General features: G+C 65.6%; 16 protein-coding genes. 11 read left to right on the top strand and 5 right to left on the bottom strand.

Annotation, left to right across the window (positions count from 1 at the left end):
• Positions 1-12 precede the first annotated feature (12 nt).
• The 5 genes from AB0323_RS07180 (at position 13) to AB0323_RS07160 (ending at position 5,717) form a co-directional block, all read left to right on the top strand.
• On the top strand, positions 13-906 hold the full coding sequence (locus AB0323_RS07180) for a uroporphyrinogen-III synthase (RefSeq protein WP_366176700.1): 894 nt from the start codon (positions 13-15) through the stop codon (positions 904-906).
• Positions 903-1,886, top strand: coding sequence for a porphobilinogen synthase (gene hemB / locus AB0323_RS07175; RefSeq protein ID WP_366176699.1), 984 nt, complete (start codon positions 903-905; stop codon positions 1,884-1,886). The genes AB0323_RS07180 and hemB overlap by 4 nt, the downstream gene beginning before the upstream one ends.
• On the top strand, positions 1,883-2,959 hold the full coding sequence (locus tag AB0323_RS07170) for an LLM class flavin-dependent oxidoreductase (protein ID WP_366176698.1): 1,077 nt from the start codon (positions 1,883-1,885) through the stop codon (positions 2,957-2,959). The genes hemB and AB0323_RS07170 overlap by 4 nt, the downstream gene beginning before the upstream one ends.
• A 62-nt stretch (positions 2,960-3,021) precedes the next feature.
• Entirely contained in the window at positions 3,022-4,344 is a 1,323-nt protein-coding gene (gene hemL / locus AB0323_RS07165) for a glutamate-1-semialdehyde 2,1-aminomutase (protein ID WP_366176697.1), read from the top strand.
• 62 nt (positions 4,345-4,406) lie between these two features.
• Positions 4,407-5,717, top strand: coding sequence for a glycoside hydrolase family 3 N-terminal domain-containing protein (locus AB0323_RS07160; RefSeq protein WP_366176696.1), 1,311 nt, complete (start codon positions 4,407-4,409; stop codon positions 5,715-5,717).
• Positions 5,718-5,803: 86 nt separating this feature from the next.
• Here AB0323_RS07160 and AB0323_RS07155 read toward each other — a convergent pair whose 3' ends face one another.
• The 4 genes from AB0323_RS07155 to AB0323_RS07140 form a co-directional block, all read right to left on the bottom strand.
• Positions 5,804-6,541 carry an amino acid ABC transporter ATP-binding protein gene (locus AB0323_RS07155; protein ID WP_366176695.1) on the bottom strand — a complete coding sequence of 246 codons (738 nt, stop codon included), beginning with the start codon at positions 6,539-6,541 and terminating at the stop codon, positions 5,804-5,806.
• On the bottom strand, positions 6,538-7,311 hold the full coding sequence (locus AB0323_RS07150; protein ID WP_364533079.1) for an amino acid ABC transporter permease: 774 nt from the start codon (positions 7,309-7,311) through the stop codon (positions 6,538-6,540). Before AB0323_RS07150 ends, AB0323_RS07155 begins: the two co-directional genes overlap by 4 nt.
• 11 nt (positions 7,312-7,322) lie before the next feature.
• A complete protein-coding gene (locus tag AB0323_RS07145; protein WP_366176694.1) occupies positions 7,323-8,276 on the bottom strand; it encodes an ABC transporter substrate-binding protein in 954 nt (317 codons plus the stop codon).
• A gap of 356 nt (positions 8,277-8,632) precedes the next feature.
• Positions 8,633-9,343, bottom strand: a complete 711-nt coding sequence (locus tag AB0323_RS07140; protein ID WP_364533085.1) for a 3'-5' exonuclease — start codon at positions 9,341-9,343, stop codon at positions 8,633-8,635.
• Between the two features lie 87 nt (positions 9,344-9,430).
• On the opposite strand from AB0323_RS07140, the gene AB0323_RS07135 reads away from it, so the two are divergent.
• From AB0323_RS07135 to AB0323_RS07125, 3 genes are all read left to right on the top strand, one after another.
• Positions 9,431-9,847, top strand: a complete 417-nt coding sequence (locus tag AB0323_RS07135) for an MGMT family protein (RefSeq protein ID WP_366176693.1) — start codon at positions 9,431-9,433, stop codon at positions 9,845-9,847.
• A 98-nt stretch (positions 9,848-9,945) separates the two neighbouring features.
• Positions 9,946-13,212, top strand: coding sequence for an ATP-dependent DNA helicase (locus AB0323_RS07130; RefSeq protein WP_366176737.1), 3,267 nt, complete (start codon positions 9,946-9,948; stop codon positions 13,210-13,212).
• Positions 13,209-16,739 carry an ATP-dependent DNA helicase gene (locus AB0323_RS07125; protein ID WP_366176692.1) on the top strand — a complete coding sequence of 1,177 codons (3,531 nt, stop codon included), beginning with the start codon at positions 13,209-13,211 and terminating at the stop codon, positions 16,737-16,739. Before AB0323_RS07130 ends, AB0323_RS07125 begins: the two co-directional genes overlap by 4 nt.
• Positions 16,740-16,773: 34 nt before the next feature.
• On the opposite strand, the gene AB0323_RS07120 is transcribed toward AB0323_RS07125, so the two are convergent.
• On the bottom strand, positions 16,774-18,009 hold the full coding sequence (locus AB0323_RS07120) for a macrolide 2'-phosphotransferase (protein WP_366176691.1): 1,236 nt from the start codon (positions 18,007-18,009) through the stop codon (positions 16,774-16,776).
• Positions 18,010-18,152: 143 nt separating this feature from the next.
• Between AB0323_RS07120 and nudC the strand changes: the two genes are divergently transcribed.
• Genes nudC through AB0323_RS07105 form a run of 3 tightly spaced genes read left to right on the top strand, consistent with a single transcriptional unit; the run spans position 18,153 to position 21,897 of the window.
• Positions 18,153-19,139, top strand: coding sequence for an NAD(+) diphosphatase (gene nudC / locus AB0323_RS07115; protein WP_366176690.1), 987 nt, complete (start codon positions 18,153-18,155; stop codon positions 19,137-19,139).
• On the top strand, positions 19,136-21,268 hold the full coding sequence (locus tag AB0323_RS07110; RefSeq protein ID WP_366176689.1) for an ATP-dependent DNA helicase UvrD2: 2,133 nt from the start codon (positions 19,136-19,138) through the stop codon (positions 21,266-21,268). The genes nudC and AB0323_RS07110 overlap by 4 nt, the downstream gene beginning before the upstream one ends.
• Positions 21,268-21,897 carry a M48 family metallopeptidase gene (locus tag AB0323_RS07105; protein WP_366176688.1) on the top strand — a complete coding sequence of 210 codons (630 nt, stop codon included), beginning with the start codon at positions 21,268-21,270 and terminating at the stop codon, positions 21,895-21,897. The genes AB0323_RS07110 and AB0323_RS07105 overlap by 1 nt, the downstream gene beginning before the upstream one ends.
• The last annotated feature ends 4 nt before the right edge of the window (positions 21,898-21,901 follow it).

The raw sequence follows: 21,901 nt of genomic DNA, 5'->3' as shown, positions 1-21,901 counted from the left end.
CAACAGGAGACCATGGGACGGCACAGCGCAGTGAAGTCGGGGGAGGCCCGGGTCCTTGAAGGCGCCCGGGTTCTTGTGACGCGCAGCCCGGACCGGGCCGCCCCGCTCGTCAGCGCCCTGCGCGAAGCCGGCGCGGAGCCGCTCCTGCTGCCCTTGATCGACTTCGAGCGTGCCCGGGACCAGCATTCCCTCGAGGTCGCCTTGGACGCCCTCCGCGCCGGGGCATACGGCTGGTTGGTGGTCAGCAGCATCACCACGGTGCGGGCCCTGAAGGAAAAGGCGGCCGAGCGTCGCTCGGAGTTGAAGGACTTGATTCCGGACTCGGTCAGGGTCGCGACGATTGGCCCTTCGAGCCGGCGGGTCCTCGAAGCCGAGGGCATTCGCGTGGACCTCGCACCGGATGACGTCCAGTCCGCCGCAGGACTCGTCTCCGTCTGGCCGACAGGCCCGGCCAATGTGCTGTTGCCCCAAGCCGACATCGCCGACGCTGTGCTGGCCACGGGGATCGAAGCCAGGGGAGCCGTGGTCCAAGCAGTCACGGCCTACCACACGGTGGACTACCCGGCCGCCCCCGAACGCAGGATGACTGCTGCCTTGGCGGCGGCGAACGGCTGGAAGACGGGGTCGGGATCCGGGGCGCCGGAGCTCACCCCCGAAGCCGCCAAGGCCGAACTTTCCAGCGGCCGGCTCCACGCCGTCGTCGCCGCTTCACCCAGTGCGGCACGCCGCATCCACGCCTCGCTGCAGCCGCTGCGGGATTGCCGCTTCATTGCGATCGGGCGCTCGACGGCGGCAGAAGCTGCCGCTCTCGGCATCCCGGTCGCGGCAACCGCCAAAGAACCCACACCCGACGGCATCGTGGCCGCCCTACGCACCGTATTCGCCACCGAAGGGAACGAAAGTTGAGCTTTCCAAACCACCGGCCCCGCCGGCTCCGCACCACCCCCGCCATGCGCCGGATGACGGCCGAACACCGGCTCGCGCCCGCGGACCTTATCCTGCCGGCCTTCATCCGCGAAGGACTCAGCGAACCGGCCCCGATCAGCTCCATGCCCGGTGTTGTCCAGCACACCACGGACTCGCTCAAGCGCGCTGCTGCCGAGGCCGTGGAACTGGGCGTCAGCGGCATCATGCTGTTCGGTGTGCCCGCCGTCCGCGATGCCCGCGGCACAGCCTCCCTGGACCCGGACGGTGTGCTGAACAAGGCCATCCGCGACGTCCGCGCAGAAGTGGGCGATGACCTGGTGGTCATGGGCGACGTGTGCCTCGACGAATTCACCGACCACGGCCACTGCGGTGTCCTGGACGCCAACGGCTACGTGGACAACGACGCCACCCTCGAAATCTACGCACAGATGGCAGTGGCACAGGCAGACGCCGGCGCCCACGTCCTGGGACCGTCCGGGATGATGGATGGCCAGATCGCCGTGATCCGCCAGGCCCTTGAACAAGCAGGACACCAGAACACGGCGCTCCTGGCCTACGCGGCGAAGTACGCCTCTGCCTTCTACGGCCCATTCCGCGAAGCCGTGGACTCGCAGCTCAAGGGTGACCGCCGGACGTACCAGATGGATGCCGCCAACCGCCGGGAAGCGATCATCGAGGTGGAACTCGACCTCGAAGAGGGCGCTGACATGGTGATGGTCAAGCCGGCCATGAGCTACCTCGACATCCTCGCCGACGTCGCCGCCATGAGCCCTGTTCCCGTGGCGGCCTACCAAATCTCCGGTGAATACGCCATGATCGAAGCGGCTGCGGCGAACGGCTGGATCGATCGCCGCGGCGCCATCACAGAATCCGTGCTCGGCATCAAGCGGGCCGGCGCCGACATGGTGCTGACATACTGGGCCTCCGAGCTTGCCGGCTGGCTTAAGGAGTCCCGATGACAGATACCGTTTCCACACCCACGTCCCCCGTCGGCGCTACGGAAATCCTCCTCGGACTGAATACTTTCGGCGACGCGGGGGTGGATGCCGACGGCAACCCGAAACCCCATGCCCGGGTATTGCGCGAGCTGCTGGCGGAAGCGGAACTGGCGGACGCCGTCGGGCTCCATGCCTTCGGCGTGGGGGAGCACCACCGCCGCGACTTTGCTGTCTCGGCGCCCGAAGTGTTCCTCGCCGCCGCGGCCGCCCGGACATCAAGGATCAGGCTCGGCTCGGCAGTGACGGTGCTCAGCTCCGACGACCCCATCCGGGTCTTCCAACGGTTCTCCACTGTTGACGCGCTCTCCAATGGTCGGGCGGAAGTGATGCTGGGCCGCGGCTCGTTCGTGGAATCGTTCCCGCTGTTCGGCCTGGACCTGGCAGACTACGAAGTCCTGTTCGAGGAGAAGCTGGATCTCTTCGACAAGGTCCGGGCCCAGAAGCCCGTGTATTGGGAAGGCCGCACCAGGCCGAACGTGAACGGAATGAGCGTCTTTCCGCCGCTGGAACACCACTTGTTGCCAACGTGGATCGGTGTGGGCGGTACTCCTGAGTCGGTGCTGCGCTGCGCCCAATACGGCTACCCGATCATTTTCGCCATCATCGGCGGGGAACCTCGCCGCTTTGCTCCTCTCGTGGAGCTCTACCGCGAGGCCATGGGGAAATACGGGCACCCGATGCAGCAGATCGCCACCCATTCGCCGGGCTATGTCGCCCCCACTGACGAGCAGGCCCGGGAGGAACTGTTCCCGCATTGGCTTGCCCAGCGCAACCGCATCGGCGCCGAGCGCGGCTGGGGACCGGCGAGCAGGGGCGAGTTCGACGCCATGTGCGGACCCGAGGGCGCCCTCTACGTAGGCTCCCCGGAAACGGTCGCCCGGAAAATCGTGCTGCTGAAGCAGAACCTCGGCGTTGACCGTTTCGACCTCAAATACAGCAACGGAACCCTGCCCCACGAATCCATGATGCGCTGCATCGAACTCTTCGGCACGGTGGTGGCCCCGCTCGTGGCCGAGCAGCTTGCCGGCGCCTGAACGTGCCTGGACCGTCCTTGCCGGCGCCTGAACCTCCCCGACTCCCTGAAAGAATGGACACCATGACTTCACACACCCCTGTCTCCGACCAGCTGTTCGACCGCGCCCGTTCCCTGATGCCCGGCGGCGTCAACTCTCCGGTACGCGCCTTCGGTTCCGTCGGCGGCACCCCGAAGTTCATGGTTTCGGCGCAGGGTCCGTACCTGACTGACGCGGATGGCCGCGAATACGTCGACCTCGTCTGCTCATGGGGCCCGGCACTGCTGGGTCACGCGCACCCGGCCGTCCTCGACGCCGTCCACGCCGCCGTCGACCGCGGCTTGTCCTTCGGCGCCTCCACGCCCGATGAGGCAAACCTCGCCGCGATCGTCAAGGAACGCGTGTCCGCCGTCGAACGCATCCGCATGGTCTCCACGGGCACCGAGGCCACCATGACCGCCGTACGCCTGGCCCGCGGGTTCACTGGCCGCAACCTGATCGTGAAATTCGCCGGCTGCTACCACGGCCACCTCGATGGACTGCTCGCCGCGGCCGGCTCGGGCCTTGCCACCATGGCTCTGCCCGGTTCCGCAGGTGTCACCGAGGCTGCCGCCGCTGAGACCCTCGTCCTGCCGTACAACGACCTCGGCGCGGTGGAAGCCGCTTTCGCTGCGCACGGCAACAACATCGCTGCCGTCATCACCGAAGCCGCTCCGGCCAACATGGGCGTCGTCACGCCGAACGAAGGCTTCAACGCAGGACTGTCACGCATCACCCGCGAACACGGCGCGCTGTTGATCCTGGACGAGGTGCTCACCGGCTTCCGCACCGGTTACGCAGGCTACTGGGGCCTCACGGGCCGCCAGGAAGGCTGGACGCCGGACCTGCTGACCTTCGGCAAAGTCATCGGCGGCGGCATGCCGGCGGCGGCGCTCGGCGGCCGTGCCGACGTCATGGATTACCTTGCGCCCGTTGGCCCGGTGTACCAGGCCGGAACCTTGTCCGGGAACCCGGTGGCGATGGCCGCCGGCGTCGCTACCCTGACGCTCGCGACCCCGGAGGTCTACAGCTTCGTGGATGCCCGCTCCCTGGAACTCTCGGCAGCGCTCTCCTCGGCGCTGGACACCGCCGGCGTGGACCACTCGATCCAGCGCGCAGGGAACCTCTTCTCCGTGGCCTTCGGTACTTCGGCCAACGGAGTCCACAACTACGCGGACGCCCAGGCCCAGCAGGCCTTCCGCTACGCACCGTTCTTCCATTCCATGCTGGACTCCGGTGTCTACCTGCCGCCGTCGGTCTTTGAGGCATGGTTCCTCTCTGCTGCCCACGACGACGCAGCGATGAACCGGATCTTCGACGCGCTCCCCGCGGCAGCCAAGGCGGCAGCGGAGGCCACCGCGTTGTAGCGCGTCTTTTCCGATGTTTTGCAGCCCGCTCCTTGCATGGACCACCGCGCCGGGAGCAGGCTGTGCGCAACGATCGAATCGACAAGGCGATGATTTATCTGCTCAAGCCGTCCAGAATTTCACTGCTCGTGGTTTTCGCCCTGATGGCCGGGGCATTTGCCGGTATTGCGCATGCCGACGCCCCTGACCGCGGGGTCACGGCGGTCGGAGACCCGCCCCCGGCGCCAAGCACCCCGCAGGCCGCCCCGGCCCCTGGGCCTTCCCGCTCGCCGTCCGGGCCATCGCCGAGTGCTTCCGCAACGCCAGCCCGGGCTGCTGATCCGCCGCCGCCTCCGCACCCGACGCCGGAACAGCTACTCGCGGGCCTGACCCTGGAACAAAGGGTAGGGCAGTTGTTCATGGTGGCGGCCAAGGCCGACGGAAGCGATTCGGGTGCAGTGGCTGATCTTCTGAACAATCACGTGGGCAACATCTATCTGGCCGGACGCAGCCAGGCAGGCGTTGAGGCAACGGCATCGGTCGTGGAAAAGCTGAGGGCGGCGATTTCACCGGCCTCAAGCGGAGGGTTGCCTCTGTCCGTCGCGACGGACCAGGAAGGCGGCTCCGTTCAAGTCCTCCGGGGGCCTGGATTCCTGCCTATTCCCGCAGCCTTGGACCAGGGCAATTCGAGCCCCGGACAACTACGCGCCGATGCCCGGAACTGGGGGTCCGAACTCTTGCAGGCCGGAGTGGACGTTGACCTGGCGCCCGTACTTGATACGGTTCCCAGCCCCGAATTCGCGGCCTCGAACAAGCCCATCGGGGCGTTCAAGCGTGAATACGGCTTCACCCCGGCTGCGGTGTCCGAGCACGGGAACGCGATGGCGGCCGGACTGCGGGACGCGGGGGTGGCGCCGGTCGTCAAGCACTTTCCGGGGATGGGGCGCGTAAGCCTGAACACTGATGTCAGCGCGAACGTCCACGACACCGAAACCACCCGGACGGATCCGTACCTGATGCCGTTCAAAGCCGCGATCGACGGGGGACTCCGTTGGGTCATGATTTCGAATGCCTACTACGACAAGATCGATCCCGACCATGTGGCGCCGTTTTCATCGGTGATCATGCGCACCATGTTGCGGGCGGACGCAAGGTTCACCGGCATCATCGTGTCCGATGACCTGTGCAGCGCCGTGCAGCTGTCGCCTTGGAGCATGGGTGACAGGGCAGCGAATTTCGTCGGAGCGGGCGGCACCATGGTCCTGTGCGCAGACACCGCTTCAGTTCCGGCGATGTACGCCCAGGTCCTGCAGCGTGCGCAGACAGACCCTGAATTCCGCAAATCAGTCGATAGCGCGGCTTTGACTGTTCTTCAAGTGAAGGCGGGGAAGTAAGGCGGACGCGAAAAATCCCCGGCTTCCGGACGATTCACCACTGTGGGTGTTTCGTCCGGAAGCCGGGGATTCTCGTTGCCAAGGCTTTAGAGCACGTCCGAAAGGAAGCCCTTCAGGCGATCGGTCCGCGGCTCGGTGAAGAGTTGTTCCGGCGATCCGGTCTCGACGACGACGCCTGCGTCCATGAAGGTCACGGTGTCCGACACGTTCCTTGAGAAGCCCATTTCGTGGGTTACCACCACCATGGTCATGCCGCCGTTGGCCAAATCGGTCATGAGCGCGAGCACGCCCTTGACCAGTTCAGGGTCCAGGGCCGATGTTGCCTCGTCGAAGAACATGACCTCGGGCTTCATGGCAAGCGCGCGGGCAATGGCCACACGCTGTTGTTGGCCGCCGGAGAGGTTGGCTGGCCGGGCGTCGGCCTTGTGCTTGAGTCCTACGAGGTCCAGTTGGGCCAAGGCGTCTTCCCGTGCCTGCTCCTTGGACATGCCACGGAGCTTCCGCAGGGCGAGGGAGACGTTTTCCACGACGGTCTTGTGCGGGAACAGGTTGAACTGCTGGAAGACCATGCCGATCCGCCGGCGCAGTTCATCCGGGTTGTCCTTCAGCACAGAACGGCCATCGAGCAGAATGTCACCCTGCTCGGGTTCGATCAGCCGGTTCATGACCCGCAGCAGCGTGGATTTCCCGGAGCCGGAAGGGCCGATCACGGAAGCCGTGGTGCCCTTCTCGACGTGCAGGTCGATGCCGCGCAGGACATGGTTCGACCCGAAGGACAAATGGATGTTTTTGGCCGTCAGTGTTCCTGAAGCGAACTCGCTCATGCTTGGGCTCCCTTCCCGACGACGGCGGCTGCCTCGTCCGGCTCTTTCTTTTCAGGCCGGCCCGAACGCAGGCGGTTGTCCATCCAGTTCACGAAGTGCGTGAGCGGAATCGTCATGACCAGGTAGAACAGCCCCGCTGCCACGTAGGGGGACAGGTTGCCGCTCGTCGACGCCAAGTCCTTGCCAATCTGGAAGACTTCCCGTTCGGAGGCGAGGAGGCCAAGGACGAAGACCAGGGAGGACTCTTTGATCAGCGCAATGAACTGGTTCACGAGTGCGGGCAGGACGCGCCGGATGCCCTGGGGTACGACGACGAGGCGCATGGAAGCGCCGTAGCCGAACCCCAGGGCGCGGGTTGCCTCGAGCTGCCCTTTGTCCACGCTCTGGATGCCGGAACGGAAGATCTCGCCGATATAGGCAGCCGACATCAGTGCCAGCGCCGCGACGGCCATCGGGTACGGGCTTGTTGAGCCCGTCAAATGCCGGATGATGGGGCCGAAGCCGAGCCCGATCACGAGGATCGTGAGCACGGCCGGGAGCCCGCGGAGGACATCCGTGTAGACCCTGGCAATCCACCGGGCGACAGGATTCCGGGAGATCCCCATCAGGGCGAGCAACATGCCGAGCAGCGTTCCGATGATGCCCGACGTGACGGCCAGGACGAGCGTATTCGGCAAGCCGACTGCGAACATCTTGGGGATGACTTCGCCCATCGACTTCCAGTCGAGGAAGGTCTCGGCGAGTTGTTTAAGGATTTCCTGGAGATCCATGGAACGCCTGGTTACTTAGCGGGGATCTGGACGGCCTTGCTGCCCGGCTTCCAGCCCTGCGGGGTCTGCTCCGCCGTGGTCGGGCGGTCCTTGTACCATTCGGCTGTCAGCTTGGTCCAGGTACCGTCAGCGATCACGGCGTCAAGGCCGGAGTTGAGGGCGTCGATCAGGGGCTGGTTGTCCTTGTTCACGGCCCAGGCAGTGAAGTTCTGGGTGTTGACGACCTTTTCGGCGATCTTGGTGTTGTCGCCGTCCTTGACCTGGCCGGTAGCCTGCTGCGACGGGGCGACCCAGGCGTCAACCTGGCCGCTCTTCACGTTGGCGTAAACCGTGTTGTAGTCCGGGAAGCGGACGGGCTCAAGCTTGAGGGTGTTGGTGACGTAGTCGTCCTGCACGGTGCCCTGGACGACGCCGATGCGGACGTCGGACTTGAGGTCCGCGAAGCCCTTGACCTTGGAGTCGGTCTTCGTCACGACAGCCATGTAGCCGAAGTCGTAGCCATTGGTGAAGCCGACCGACTCGCGGCGCTTGTCCGTGGTGGAGATCGAGGAGGATCCGACGTCGAACTGCTTGTTCTTGACCTGGGAGAGCAGCGCGGAGAAGTCAGTGGAGGCGAACTCGACCTTCAGGCCCAGCTTCGCTCCAACGGCGCGCAGGAGCTCGTTGTCATAGCCGGTGAACTTGCCCGAGGGATCGATGAAGATGTTCGGCGGGGCGTCCGAGAGGGTGCCGACGCGCAGGGTGCCGTCGGTGATGAGGCCCAGCTTGGACTTGTCGATCTTGTCCACCGGAGTGACGTCCTTGGTGGTGTACTTGTCGAGCGTCTTCTGGTCGCTGCCCTGGAGGGCGTCGGTCGGCGAGGCGCTGCCGGTGCTGCCCGCTCCGCCACCGCAGGCGGCCAGGGACACGGCGAGAACTGCAGCCACGGGGACAGCAGAGAACCACTTCAGGGCTTTGATTTTCATCAAGCAAATCACTTTCATCGGGGAACACGCGTTCATATCGAGACGGGCGGGGAACGCAGCCAAAGCAGGTTTGGGCCGCAATATCAGAACTCGACCCGCCAAACTTAATTATGTCATCCGCCCATTCAGCGCTAAATTGACGGAGATAAGACGCGCATTTTCCGGAAACTCCGAATTAAATTCAGCATCGAATGTGATTTGTCCCTGAAGTGCCGCACCCTATGGCGTTGACGTGGAATTCGTGACTGACGTCCAGCTTGCTTTCAGGCAACGAGGGCCATGTGACGTGCGTCCCATCATCCGGACCCTGGAAAAGCGTCCGGTCCGTGGACGGGCGCCTTAAGGGTCCCGACGCTTTAGAAGTCTCCGCGGCTGGCATCTTCCGGGGGAAGAACCGGCCAATTGCCTTCGATGACGGCTGTTGGTTTGGTCTTGCGCAGGTAACTCTGGAAATCGGCGGCCTGTGCAGCCGCCCAATCAACCTGGAGGTGGTGCAGCTTGGAAGCGGGCATCTGCAGCTTCGGGAATTTGCCGGCCATGGCATCCAGGACGCGCAGGGTGGCGAGGGCGTCTGCGGCGGAGGTGTGGGCGTTATCGAGGTTCACGCCGTACTCCTCGCACAGCGCGGTCAGGGTGCGCTTGCCTTTGCGGTACCGGTCGACCTGCTTATTCATGACGTAGGGGTCAAGCACGGGAAAACGGCTCAGTTGCGGCACGCCGTAACGGGCGGATTCGGCGGCCAGCACGGTGAAGTCATAGCTGGCATTGAACGCAATGACCGGGACGCCGTCGTCGAACAGTTCCTGGAGTGCGGCCGCAACTTCGCGTGTCACTTCCGCTGCCGGACGGCCCTCGGCCCTCGCCTTTTCCGTGGTGATGCCGTGGATCTCGCTGGCCTCCAGTGGAATCTCCACCCCGGGATCCGCCAACCATTCGAGTTCCTTGATGATGCCGCCGTCGTCGTCCACTACCGTGACGGAAGCCGTGACGATCCTCGCGGAACGGGAGTTCCGTCCGGTGGTTTCAAGGTCGAACGCTGCGCGGGGGAGGGTGTTCCAGGAACTCATGCTTCAACGCTACCGGCGCCCTACGACAAGAACCGGACCGACACTCCTTGTGCGCGGATCCGGCGGACGGGCCGATAGGCTGGTGGCATGCGGATGGAGTTTGTGACGGCTGTGCTTGCCGTCGTGGATCTCATGCCGCCCGGTGTTGCCGTGTCCTACGGAGATGTTGCCGAGCTTCTTGGTTCGGGCGGTCCCCGGCAGATCGGATCGGTCATGAGCCACCACGGGAGCACGGTGGCTTGGTGGCGCGTCCTTCGTGCGAGCGGCGAAGCTCCCCCAGGACTTGAATCGGAAGCGCTGCACCACTACTTGGATGAGGGAACGCCGCTGCACGGCGCCTTCGCGGAATACCTGCGGACAGGCGAGGGCCGCTGGCGGGTTGACCTCGCCCTGGCCCGGTGGGCTCCGACGGACCGCGACTTCGACAGTATCGACGCGATCTCGGAGCAACTCGAGCGTCAGCTCCATAAATTGTCGGTACCCGATGATGAAATGACCGTGTGAGTCCAACACCGACACCTCAAGCAACAACGCAGGAAGCAACAACGGCACCGCGACAGGAACAGCCGCCACAGGTCCAGTCCCGGCAAGCGCCCGCCCGGTTGCGCCTGCTTCCTCCGCGCGAGGTCCACTACGCAGCCCCGGAGTTGTCCGCGGACCAGGCCGCCGTCGTCGGCCTCCCGCACGGATCCGGGCCGGTCCTGGTACCTGGGGCACCGGGCACCGGAAAATCCACCGTGCTGGTGGAAACCGCCGTCCGGCGGGTCCAGCGTGACGGCGTGGATCCGGAACGGATCCTGATTCTCGCACCCGGCCGGCATGCGGCGTCGGCGTTGCGGGACACCTTTACGGGGCGGTTGGACCGTAGCTTGAGTACGACGCCGGCACGCACCTGGGCGTCATACGCTTTCGATCTGATCCGGCGGGCCAAAGCCGAGGGCGTGCTGCCGCTGCAGCGGCCACCCAAGTTGCTCTCCGGGCCGGAACAGGACCTCATCATCAAGGAGCTGCTGGAGGGTCACGCCCGGCCGGGTTTTGAACTTCCGTGGCCGCAGGACTTGTCCGCGGCATTGCCCACCAGGGGTTTCCGCCAGGAGATCCGGCAGCTCTTCGACCGGATCATCGAATCCGGCCGCACTGCGGAAGACCTCACGGCGCTTGCCTATGAATGCGGCAGGCCGGACTGGATTGCTGCCGCGGACCTCTACTCGGAGTACCGCGACGTCCTGGACCTGCGCATGCCGGAAGCCTTTGACCCGGCCGGAATCATTACCGCGGCGCGCCAGATCTTCCAGGACTCGCCCGGGTTCCTGGCGGCGGAGCGCGAGCGGCTGCAATTGATCCTGGTGGACGACGTCCAAGAGGCAAACCCTGCCGTGTTTGAACTGCTCGCAGACATCGGAGAAGGAAAGGACGTTTTGGTGGCGTCCTCCCCGGACACCGTGGTCCAGGGGTTCCGCGGTGCCCGGCCCGACCTCGTCGCCGAACTGCCGAGGCTTCTTGGAGGCCTTGCGGGCACCGTGCGGGAGCTTCCGCTTTGGCACACCCACCGGCACCTCCCCGGCGTCGCAAAAGCATGGACGGGTGTGGCCGCGCGTATCTCGCAGCGTGCGGGCGGCCAATTGGCCCGGCGGCTTGACCCGCTGCCTGCGTCGGCGGAGGAGGCTCGCTCCGGAGGTAGCCAGGCCGCGGGCCGGGTGGAAGCACATGTCCTTCCCTCCACCGTCCACGAATTGCGCTACGTGGCACAACGCATCCTCGAAGCACAGCTGCGCGAGAACCACGAGTTCGGCGACATTGCTGTGATTGTGCGCAACGGCGGGCAATTGGCGCAACTTCAGCGCTACCTGAGCGGTCAGGGAATCCCGGTCCGCGTTCCCGTCGCGGATTCCGCTGTCCGCGACGAAGTGGCAGTCCGTCCCCTGCTCGAGGTGTACGGAGTGGTGCTCGATGCGGCCAAGCTGACGCCCGAGTCCGCCGTCTCTCTTCTCACGTCGAGGATCGGCGGGGCTACCGCCATCGAGTTGCGCCGCCTGCGGCAATCCCTGCGCCGGGAGGAACTGTTGGGCGGTGGCGGACGGTCCAGCGATGTATTGCTGGTTGAAGCGTTGCTGGAGCCGGGGGCGCTGGGTTCTTTGGGTATCGAGGGTAGCTCGGCACGGCGTTTGGCCCGCATGATCGCGGCGGGACGTTCGGCGGCCGCCGAGCCCGGAGCCAACGCTGAAACAGTGTTGTGGGCGTTGTGGCAAGCCACCGGTCTGGCTTCGCGCTGGACGGAAATGGCGCTCGACGGCGGCGCGGCCGGCGCCCGCGCGGACCGGGACCTTGACGCCATGATGGCCCTGTTCCACACTGCCGAGCGCTATGTCGACCAGCTCCCGGGCTCCGGTCCCGAACAGTTCCTGGAGTATCTGCTCAGCCAGGAACTCCCCATGGACACCCTTGCCGCCAGGGCCCAGTTGGAGGAAGCGGTGGAGCTCATGACGCCGGCCAGCGCTGCCGGGCGGGAATGGGCCGTGGTCATCGTCGCGGGCCTGCAGGAAGGCGTCTGGCCCAACACCAGGCTCCGGGGTGAACTCCTCGGCAGTACCTTGTTTGCCGATGCCGTGGAGCACGGAGTTCAACACGCCTTGCAGCGCGGGCCCCTCAGCAGGCTGAGGGATATCCGCTACGACGAACTGCGGAGCTTCTCCACGGCCGTTTCGCGTGCCCGGGAAGTCCTCATCTGCACGGCGGTTTCTTCCGAAGACGAGCAGCAATCGGCTTTTCTCGACTACGTGGCGCCCCTGGAACCGGGACAGTACCAACGTGAGTACACACCAGTAGGCAGGCCCATGACGCTGCGTGCCTTGGTGGCTGAGTTACGCCAGCGTGTTCAGCCGGACGACGCCGCGCTTGCCCGCCCGGGTGTGGCCGAGGATGCCGCCGAAGCCGCGCGCGTGCTGGCACATCTGGCCACCGCCGAGCCCGCAGTGCCGGGCGCACATCCGGATTCCTGGTGGGGACTGGCACAACTGAGCAGCGAGGAACCGGTGGTCCCGGCGCAAGGGACCGTGTTCGTTTCTCCTTCGAAGGTGGAAACCGTGCACAAATCGCCGTTGGATTGGTTTGTCCAGGCGGCCGGGGGCGAAGCCGCTACCGACTTTGCACGCAGCCTGGGCACCTTGGTCCATGCGATTGCCCAGGAGTTGCCCGATGCCTCCGGCGCTGAGTATGTCGCCGAGCTCGTGCGTCGCTGGCCGACACTGGGCATGAAGGACAACTGGGAAGGCCGGCTGGACTTCCAACGGGCGGAGCAGATGGTCCGGAAACTCGCCCAATACGTGCTTGTCATGCGGAGCGAAGGCCGAAGCCTGGCCGGGGTCGAAGTGGACTTCGAGGTTCCCCTTCCGGAGGTGCGACTGGGCCACGTCGGCGAGGATTCCGATGGTGTCCGGAACGCCGTGCTCCGGGGACAAGTGGATCGTCTGGAAATAGACGCAGAGGGCAGGCTGGTGATTGTCGACCTCAAGACGGGCAAACGCCAGCCAGGCAAGGCCGAACTCGCCAGGCACCCCCAGCTCGGTGCCTATCAGGCGGCCGTGTTGCACGGGGCATTCCAGGATCTGCCTGTTCCGGGGCTTGTTCCCGGCGGTGCCGTCCTGGCACAGCTGGGGACCAAGACAAAGACGCCGGCGGTCCAAGTGCAGGAGCCCCTGGACCCGGGAGATAACTGGGCACAGGACCTTGTCGGCGAAGCCGCCGTGCTCATGGCCGGAGCAAGCTTCGAAGCGCGCCATGATCCCTCAAAAGGCAGCCATGGGGGCCACGGTTGCCGACTGCCCGATATCTGCCCGTTGTGCGCCAGGGGAAAGCAGGTCACAGAATGACCGTCCAGACACTCGCCGGAATCGACGGCGGAGAAGCCGCCGAAGATGCCGCGGTATTGCCGGAACCTCGATTCGCGCCCGGCGAATTGGCCGATATTCTCGGCGAACGCAACCGTCCCACCGAAGAGCAATCCGCAATTATTGCGTCACCGTTGACCCCTCGGCTGGTCATCGCAGGCGCCGGATCCGGGAAAACCGCAACCATGGCAGACCGGGTGGTGTGGCTCGTCGCGAACGGATGGGTTCGCCCCGAAGAGGTCCTTGGCGTCACGTTCACCCGCAAAGCGGCAGGGGAGCTGGCCAGCCGTATCCGCGCCAAATTGGCCACCCTGCAGCGCATCGCGTCCTCGGACAACGGGCAGTACGGCTTCCCGGACGGGGTTGCAGGTTCCGATGAGCTTGAACCCAAAGTGTCCACCTACCACTCTTACGCCAGCGGGATCGTCTCCGACTACGGCCTGCGGCTGGGTATCGAGCGCGATGTGGTGCTGCTCGGCGGCGCCCAGGCCTGGCAACTTGCGAGCGAGGTGGTCGAAGCGTACGACGGCGACTACGAACACTTCACCACTGCAAAGTCCACGTTGGTCAACGCCGTGATGCAGTTGGCCGGCGAGTGCGCCGAACACTTGCGCGAACCTGCCGAGGTTCGGCGCTGGCTGATGGACCGGGTGTCCGAATTCGCGCAATTGCCCTATATGTCCGCGGCGAAAAAGAACCCTAGCCAAGCTGCCGGCGATCTCGGCGCCATGTTGCGGACCAGGGCCAGCGTCGCGGACATGGTGGGGCGTTACCAAGAGGCCAAGAGGAATCGCGGCGTCCTGGACTTCGGCGATCTCGTTGCGCTCGCCGCGAAGATTGCCCAGGACATACCCTTGGCGGCTGCCACCGAGCGGGCCCGCTACAAGGTGGTGCTGTTGGATGAATTCCAGGACACCTCGCACGCGCAACTCGTCCTGTTCTCCCGCCTGTTCGGGGGCGGACACGCAGTGACGGCGGTGGGGGATCCCAACCAATCCATCTATGGGTTCAGGGGTGCTTCGGCCGGCCAACTCTTCCACTTTGTCCAGGAGTTTCCCGTCCGGGTCGAAGACAGTTCCGGAACGGCATCCCTTGCCACCGCACCCACCTCGTACCTGACCACTGCCTGGCGGAACGGGCGCAACATCCTGGCCGCCGCCAACGTCATTTCCGCGCCGCTCAACAAGGCCGCTGCTAGTGGTGGAGCCCCGGGCTCCAGGGCCGAAGAGAGTTCCGTGGCAGTGCCTCCGCTGCAGCCGAGCCCGGCAGCCGTGGACGGCAACGTCGTCCTCGGACGATTTGCCACCGACGAAGACGAAGCCGCAGCGATTGCCCGGGACGTCCGCCGCTACCGGCGCACAGTCTTTGAAACCGCGGCCGACGGTACGCCGGATTCCCCCACCATGGCCGTGCTTTGCCGCCGGCGGGCACAGATGGAGTGCTTGCGGCGTGAATTCGAGGTCCAAGGGATCCCCTACGAAATAGTCGGCCTCGGCGGGCTCCTCGACACCCCTGAAGTAGTGGATCTCGTGGCCGCGCTCCGGGTCCTCGCCGATCCCGGCCGTTCCGATGCCCTGATGCGTTTGCTGGCAGGTGCCCGGTGGAGGATCGGAACTGCAGATCTGATGGCCTTCCGCGACTGGTCCCAGTTCCTTGCCCGGCGGCGATCCCACGGCGGTGCGGGAGATAGCGGCGCGGGAGACGATCCGTCAAGTGCCGACGAAAGCGCGATGGACACCGTCGTGGAGAGCGACATCACCGATGCGGCCAGCCTTGTGGAAGCGCTGGACTTCCTGCCACGGCCGGGGTGGACTTCCGGCCATGGGCGCTCCCTCAGCACGACGGCCCTGGACCGCCTCGGCCGGCTGTCGGCCGAGCTTCGGAACCTGCGGGGGTTCATCGGAGACGATCTGACCACGCTGATCGGCGAGGTGGAACGTGCGATGCTGCTGGACATCGAGGTCGCTGCCAAGCCCGGGACGAGCATCCACCAGGCCCGCCGGAACCTGGACGCATTCCATGATGCCGCGGCGGGTTTCCTGCAGACTTCGCAGCGCGTGGATCTACTGGCTTTCCTGGGATGGCTCGAAGCAGCCGCATCGGAGGAGGACGGACTGGACATGGCCGACGCCGAGGTGAACCACGAGGCCGTGCAATTACTGACAGTCCACGCCTCCAAAGGCTTGGAATGGGACGTTGTCTTTGTTCCCGGTCTCAATGCCGGGGCCTTCCCGAGCAACCGGGACTCTCGGTGGAGCAGCGGTACCGCGGCCCTGCCCTGGCCCCTGCGTGGCGACCGCGCTGATCTCCCTCAATGGGATCTGGACCAGCCGGACCAAAAGGGCTGGCTGGATGCCGAAAAGGACTTCAAATCCGAAGTCCAGCACCACGGCGAGGCTGAAGAGCGCCGACTAGCCTACGTTGCCTATACCCGCGCAAAGTTCGTCCTGTGGGCATCGAGCGCCGCGTGGAATGGTTCGCGGGCGGGCATTGCCGAGACGTCGCCTTTCCTTGCTGAGCTGGCAGGCCTTGCAGGCGAGGCAGGCAACGGTGCCGGCGGAGCATCGGTCGCCACCATTCATCCTCAGTCCCTCAGCGAAGACGCGCTGCCCACGGAGAGCCCCCTGACCGTCGGCACGGAGGTGGCTACCTTCCCCTATGATCCGCTCGAAGGTCCCTCCGACCCTCGCACGGGGGAACGGCTCCGCTTAGTACCGGGGCGGCGGGCCGCCATGGAGGCGGCAGCAACCCGGGTCAGGGACGCCATCGAGGCACTGCGGACGGATTCGCCGCTCGTCATCGATGGTGCGCCGACCCCCCTCCGCGGGGCGGCAGCCGGCTGGGCCGCCGAAGCGGAGCTGTTGTTGGAACGGCAGCTGCGGCGGAAACCCGTCCAGGACGTCCATTTGCCCGGACACATCTCGGCATCGATGTTCGTGGACCTGGGAGATGACCCCACGGCGGTCCTTGCCCAGCTTCGGCGCCCGGTGCCCCGCCAACCCGGGATCTCAGCACGCAAAGGTACCGCATTCCATTCCTGGGTGGAGGAATACTACGGAACCACCGGCATGCTGGATCTCGACGAAGCTCCCGGCTCTGACTCCCACATTGACGAAGCCTACGGACTTGACGACATGGTGGCGACGTTCAGCAATTCAGAATGGGCGCACCGGTCCCCGGCCTTCGTCGAAGTTCCCGTGGAAACAAGGATCGGGGACGTCGTGGTGCGCGGACGGATTGACGCAGTCTTCCGCGGCGCCGACGGCACATGGGAACTGGTGGACTGGAAAACGGGCAAGCGCCCGGCCGGGAGGCAACTCAAGACCCGCGCGGTGCAACTGGCCGTCTACCGGCTGGCATGGGCGCGCCTCAAGGGTGTGCCGTTGGAGCAGGTCAGTGCGGCGTTCTATTACGTTGCCGATGACGCCGTCGCCAGGCCCCACGACCTCGGCTCGGCCGATGAACTGGAAAAGATCATTGCAACCGCGCTAGGCAGTCGAAGCCGATAGGCAGCCGAAACCGCCCCAGCTAGGCCGGGCAGGACTAATGCTTCTTGGCGTCCTGGAGCGGGGCCGGCTCCACTATCTGGAGGGCCGTCGTCGAGGTGTCGTCCGCTTCGGACGGTGCCTCCGGCGCGGAGGCGGTCCCGTTCGCCGGATCTCCCGCGGGCTCCGGGATGGCCGTAACACTCACAGTGGGCTTTGCTGAGCCGCCCTCCGAGGCCTTGGCTTCCGAAGCAATGACGACTGCCGGTGCTGCCAACCCGTCCGAAGCGGCAAGCTCCGAAGCGGCAAGCTCCGAAGCGGCGAGCTCTGAAGCGGCAAGCTCCGCCGCGGCGGCCGCGGCCTCCTCGGCTGCCAAAGCGTTTTGTTCCTCGATGTCGTCGGCGAGGGATTTGAGCATCGCCTCGGCTTCTTCCGTCATGTCACTGTGACCGGCGGCCAAGGCCTTGACGAGATACTGGGCCAGGGCGAACTCGGCAAGAAGTGCCGAGCGTCGCAGCAGGTGGCCGTCAGGCGTATCCCGCCGAGCCTCCGTGTAGTGCCGCAGTACGGACTCCACGAAGCGCTGTTCGTTTGACGCCACGAGCCAGGCGAAGTCATCGGCGGGATCGCCGATGCGCAAATCGGTCCACCCCGTCACCGCCGTCACGCTGTCGCCGTCGATCAGCAAATTGTCTTCATGGAGATCGCCGTGGACTACGCACGGGTTGAAGCGCCACAGTGCGACGTCCTCCAGTGCGTGCTCCCAGCGACGCAGCAGGGCCGGCGGAATCTTGCCCGTGGTAGCGGCCTGGTCCAGCTCGTTCAACTTGCGCTGGCGGAATTCATTGGCCGTGTAGCTGGGAAGATCGGCATTATTGACGAGGGACTGGGGGAGGTCGTGGACGGCAGCCAGAGCCGCACCGATCTCCTTGGCCAAGGCATCACTGCAGCTCGACAACTCTTCGATGCTCCGTGTGGCGCCGGCCAAGTGGGCGTAGACAAACGTGCTCAGCGCGCCTTGGCGCACCGTTCCGGCCACAGTGGGCATGAGAAAAGGCAGCTCGGCCCGGATCGCCGGCGCGAAAGCCCGCAGAATCATGAACTCGGTCTCCAGCCGGGCGCTGGCTTCGGGATGACGCGGCGAACGGACGCGCCATCGCTTGCCCTCCGAATCCAGCAGAAGCGCCGAATCGAAATCGGCGGCATCGTCCGGGGCGGAGGCGGCAGCCATCGGCGTCAGGCCGGGCACCGCCGCAGTAGCTACAGCGGCCAGTTCGAACGGTGTTCTTCTCACGTCTTCCACGGTAGATTGACAAGCGCCTCTGGCAGCGATGCAGTGCGGCGAGTCTTGAGATCCGCTGGAAAACAGCATCCAGGGACGTGCATCGCTGAAAGATCCAAATGTCAATTGTCGGTGCGAGTCAGTACGGTAGGTACATGAGTTTCACCGAGTTCCAGGCGCCGGCAAACCACCTTATCGATACCGTACTTCCGGTGCGCCCTGCCATGGTTGACCGCGGATCTGCTGAACGCCTGAAGCCGGGCATGCTTGGCGAAGTGATCTCCTCAGGTTCGGCCAAGGCCATGGTGTTGTCGCAGCGCCAAGCCCTCGTCGTGGGGGACACGTTGTGGCTGGGCGACGCCGCGCCGCTCTTCGAAACCCTTCAGGCCGCCGGTAGGCCGCTCACAGCCATTTATCTCGGCCGGACCCTTGCTGCTTCCTCTGTACCGGAGCAAACACCAATCGTCCTCTTTGTGCCCGCCGAGCCGGTTCCGCCTGGAGCCGCGGGCCTTCCGGCCGACGGCTCCTGGGCCGGATTCCGGGAGGTCGCCGCCCGCCTCGGTGCCATGGACACAGCCTTGTTTGTCGAGGCCAGCGCCATTTCCAACTGGCATGCCACCCATACCCACTGCCCGCAGTGTGGAACTCCCACGGACATCGAAGCCGGCGGCTGGGTTCGGCGGTGCCCGCGGGACAAATCGGAGCACTATCCGAGGACCGATCCGGCCATCATCGTCACCGTGGTCGGTTCCGACGGCAGGCTGCTCCTGGGTGGAGGAGGGCCGCTTGACGCCAAGAACTATTCCACGCTTGCCGGCTTCGTTGAGCCCGGGGAATCGCTTGAACAGGCCGTGGTTCGCGAAATCGGGGAAGAAGTGGGTGTGCGGGTCACCGCTTGCCAGTACCTTGGCTCGCAGTCGTGGCCGTTTCCGGCCTCGCTGATGCTCGGGTTCACCGCAACAACGGACGACGTCGAGGCCCGGCCCGACGGCGTCGAAGTCACCCGGGCCCGCTGGTTCAGCCGCGCGGAACTCCAGGCGGCAGTGCTCAGCGGCGAGATCACGATCTCCACGAGGCTCTCGATTGCGCGTTCCCTGATCGAGCACTGGTACGGCGGCGTCATCGAGGACCTCCAGCAGTGACAGGCGGTATTTTCAGCGACACCGTTTCGCTCGAGGACCGGATACTCGGCGGCCTTGACGCCGAACAGCGGGAAGTCGCCAGCACCCTTAGCGGTCCCATGTGCGTCCTCGCAGGAGCGGGTACGGGAAAAACCCGGGCCATTACCCACCGTATTGCCTATGGTGTGCACTCCGGTGTCTATAGCCCGCAGCGCCTCCTGGCCGTCACCTTCACGTCCCGGGCCGCCGCCGAGATGCGCAGCCGGCTGCGGGATCTCGGCGTCGGGAACGTCCAGGCACGCACCTTTCACGCCGCTGCGCTCAGGCAACTGCAGTTCTTCTGGCCGCAGGCGGTCGGCGGCGTCCTGCCGAACTTGCTGGACCACAAGGCGAACATGATTGCTGAAGCGGCACGGCGGCTCCGGCTGAGTACCGACCGGGCTTCCATCCGTGACCTTGCGGCGGAGATCGAGTGGGCCAAGGTTTCCATGCTGACGCCGGCCAACTATCTTGAGAACGCGCACGGCCGCGGCACTCCGGGCGGCTTCGACCTTACCGCCGTCGCGCGGGTTTTCCAGTCTTACGAGGACGTGAAGACGGACCGCAACGTGATCGACTTCGAGGACGTCTTGTTGATCACGGTGGGCATCCTTCAGGAAGACCCGAAAGTGGCAGCCACGGTCCGCGAGCAGTACCGGCACTTTGTGGTGGACGAGTACCAGGACGTTTCTCCGTTGCAACAGCGGCTTCTTGAACTTTGGCTTGGCGGCCGCGACGAACTCTGCGTGGTGGGCGACTCCAGCCAGACCATCTACTCGTTCACGGGAGCGTCCCCCAAACATCTCCTCGGATTCAAGGGCCGTTACCCGGAGGCGACGGTCGTCAAACTGGTTCGTGACTACCGTTCCACGCCCCAAGTGGTGAAGCTCGCCAACGATCTCCTCGGGTCCCGCCGCAGTGGTGGAACGGTTGCCGACGCCGCTTGGGCCAAACCCCTGCAGTTGGTGGCCCAGCGCCCGGCCGGACCGGAACCGCGCTTCATGGAATGCCCGGACGACGAGGCAGAGGCGGCGGTCGTCGCGGGCCGGATCCGGGAACTGATCGACGCCGGCACCAAGGCGAGCGAGATCGCCGTGCTCTTCCGCACCAACGGCCAATCGGAAGCGTACGAACAAGCCCTTGCCTCGGCGGGCATCGGCTACCAGCTCCGGGGCGGTGAGCGGTTCTTCGCCCGCAAGGAAGTCCGGGACGCCATCCTGCAGCTGCGCGCCGCAACGCGTGCGGTAGCCGAGGATTCCGCCAAGGAGCCACTGGGCCAACTGGTCCGGGACATCGTGGCTTCGCTCGGCTACACGGACGCCGCCCCGCATAGTGGCGGTGCACTCCGCGAACGCTGGGAGTCCCTCGCCGCGCTCGTGGCCCTCGCGGACGAACTCGCCATCAGCCGCGGGCCGGAATTCACGTTGATGGAATTCGTCAACGAACTCCAGGAGCGTTCGGTGGCCCAGCACGCCCCGACAGTCCAGGGCGTTACCCTCGCATCGCTGCACGCAGCGAAGGGCCTGGAATGGGACGCCGTGTTCCTGGTGGGCTTGAGCGAGGGCCTTATGCCCATTTCCTTCGCCGACACTCCCGAAAGCGTGGACGAGGAACGCCGCTTGCTCTACGTGGGGATCACGCGGGCACGGGAGCACCTGAACCTGTCCTGGTCCACGGCCCGCACGCCGGGTGGCCGCGCCAACCGCAAACCTTCGCGCTTCCTCGACGGGCTCCGCCCCGATTCCGTGCTCGGGGCCAGCGCGCGCAGCCGCGCCACGCCACGGCGCAAGGCGGCAGCACCGGCGTCGTGCAGGGTCTGCGGCACGATGCTCGCCACTGGCGCCGAGCGCAAAGTGGGCCGCTGCAGCCAGTGCCCGCCCACGTACGAGGAACAGACTTTTGAGGCTTTGCGGCAATGGCGCAAGGAAGAGGCGCTGAGCAACGATGTTCCTGCCTATGTGGTCTTCACGGACGCGACGTTGACGGCCATCGCAGAGGCCCGGCCGGCGTCGCTTGAGGAACTGGCGCGACTCGCTGGTGTCGGGCCTTCCAAACTGGAAAAGTACGGCGAAGCCGTGCTGACAGTCCTGGTCGAGAACGGGTCTGCCTAGTGCCGAGGACCGCGGGACAGCCCGCTTTGCCGCTGACCACCGAAGACGGCGCGCCCGTCGTCGTTCGTCGCTCGGCCCGCCGCCGCCGTACTGTGGCGGCCTTCTGGGAGGACGGGAATGCCGTTGTGGCGATCCCTGCCCACTTCACGAAGGCGCAGGAGGGCGAATGGGTCCGGCGGATGCTGGACAAGCTCAAGCGCCAAGGGGAGAGGGGTGCCCAGGGCGCCGGCAGGCGGAGACCCGCGAGCGATGCGGCCCTTGCCGGACATGCCGCGGAACTTTCCGCAAGGTATCTGGGCGGGCGTGCCAGCCCGACGTCGGTCCGCTGGGTCAGCAACCAGAAGTCACGGTGGGGGTCGGCCACCCCGGCGGACGGGAGCATCCGGCTTTCGGACAAGCTCCAATCGATGCCGCCGTGGGTGATCGACTACGTATTGCTCCACGAACTCGCGCATCTGCTGGTGGCCGGGCACAACGCCGCGTTTTGGCGCTTGCTGGAGGCGTACCCCGAAACGCAGCGGGCCAAGGCGTTCCTGGAGGGCGTCGCTTTTGCGACGTCGCGGGGGCTTGGACCGGATGACAAAGGCGCCGACGCGCCAGCCGGAGGCTGGGACGCCGACGCCGACTAGGCGT

Source organism: Arthrobacter sp. NPDC080031 (genome assembly GCF_040702485.1).
Classification (GTDB): domain Bacteria; phylum Actinomycetota; class Actinomycetes; order Actinomycetales; family Micrococcaceae; genus Arthrobacter.
The sequence above is the reverse complement of the archived record's forward strand: the minus strand, read 5'-3'. Positions and strand labels throughout refer to the sequence as shown.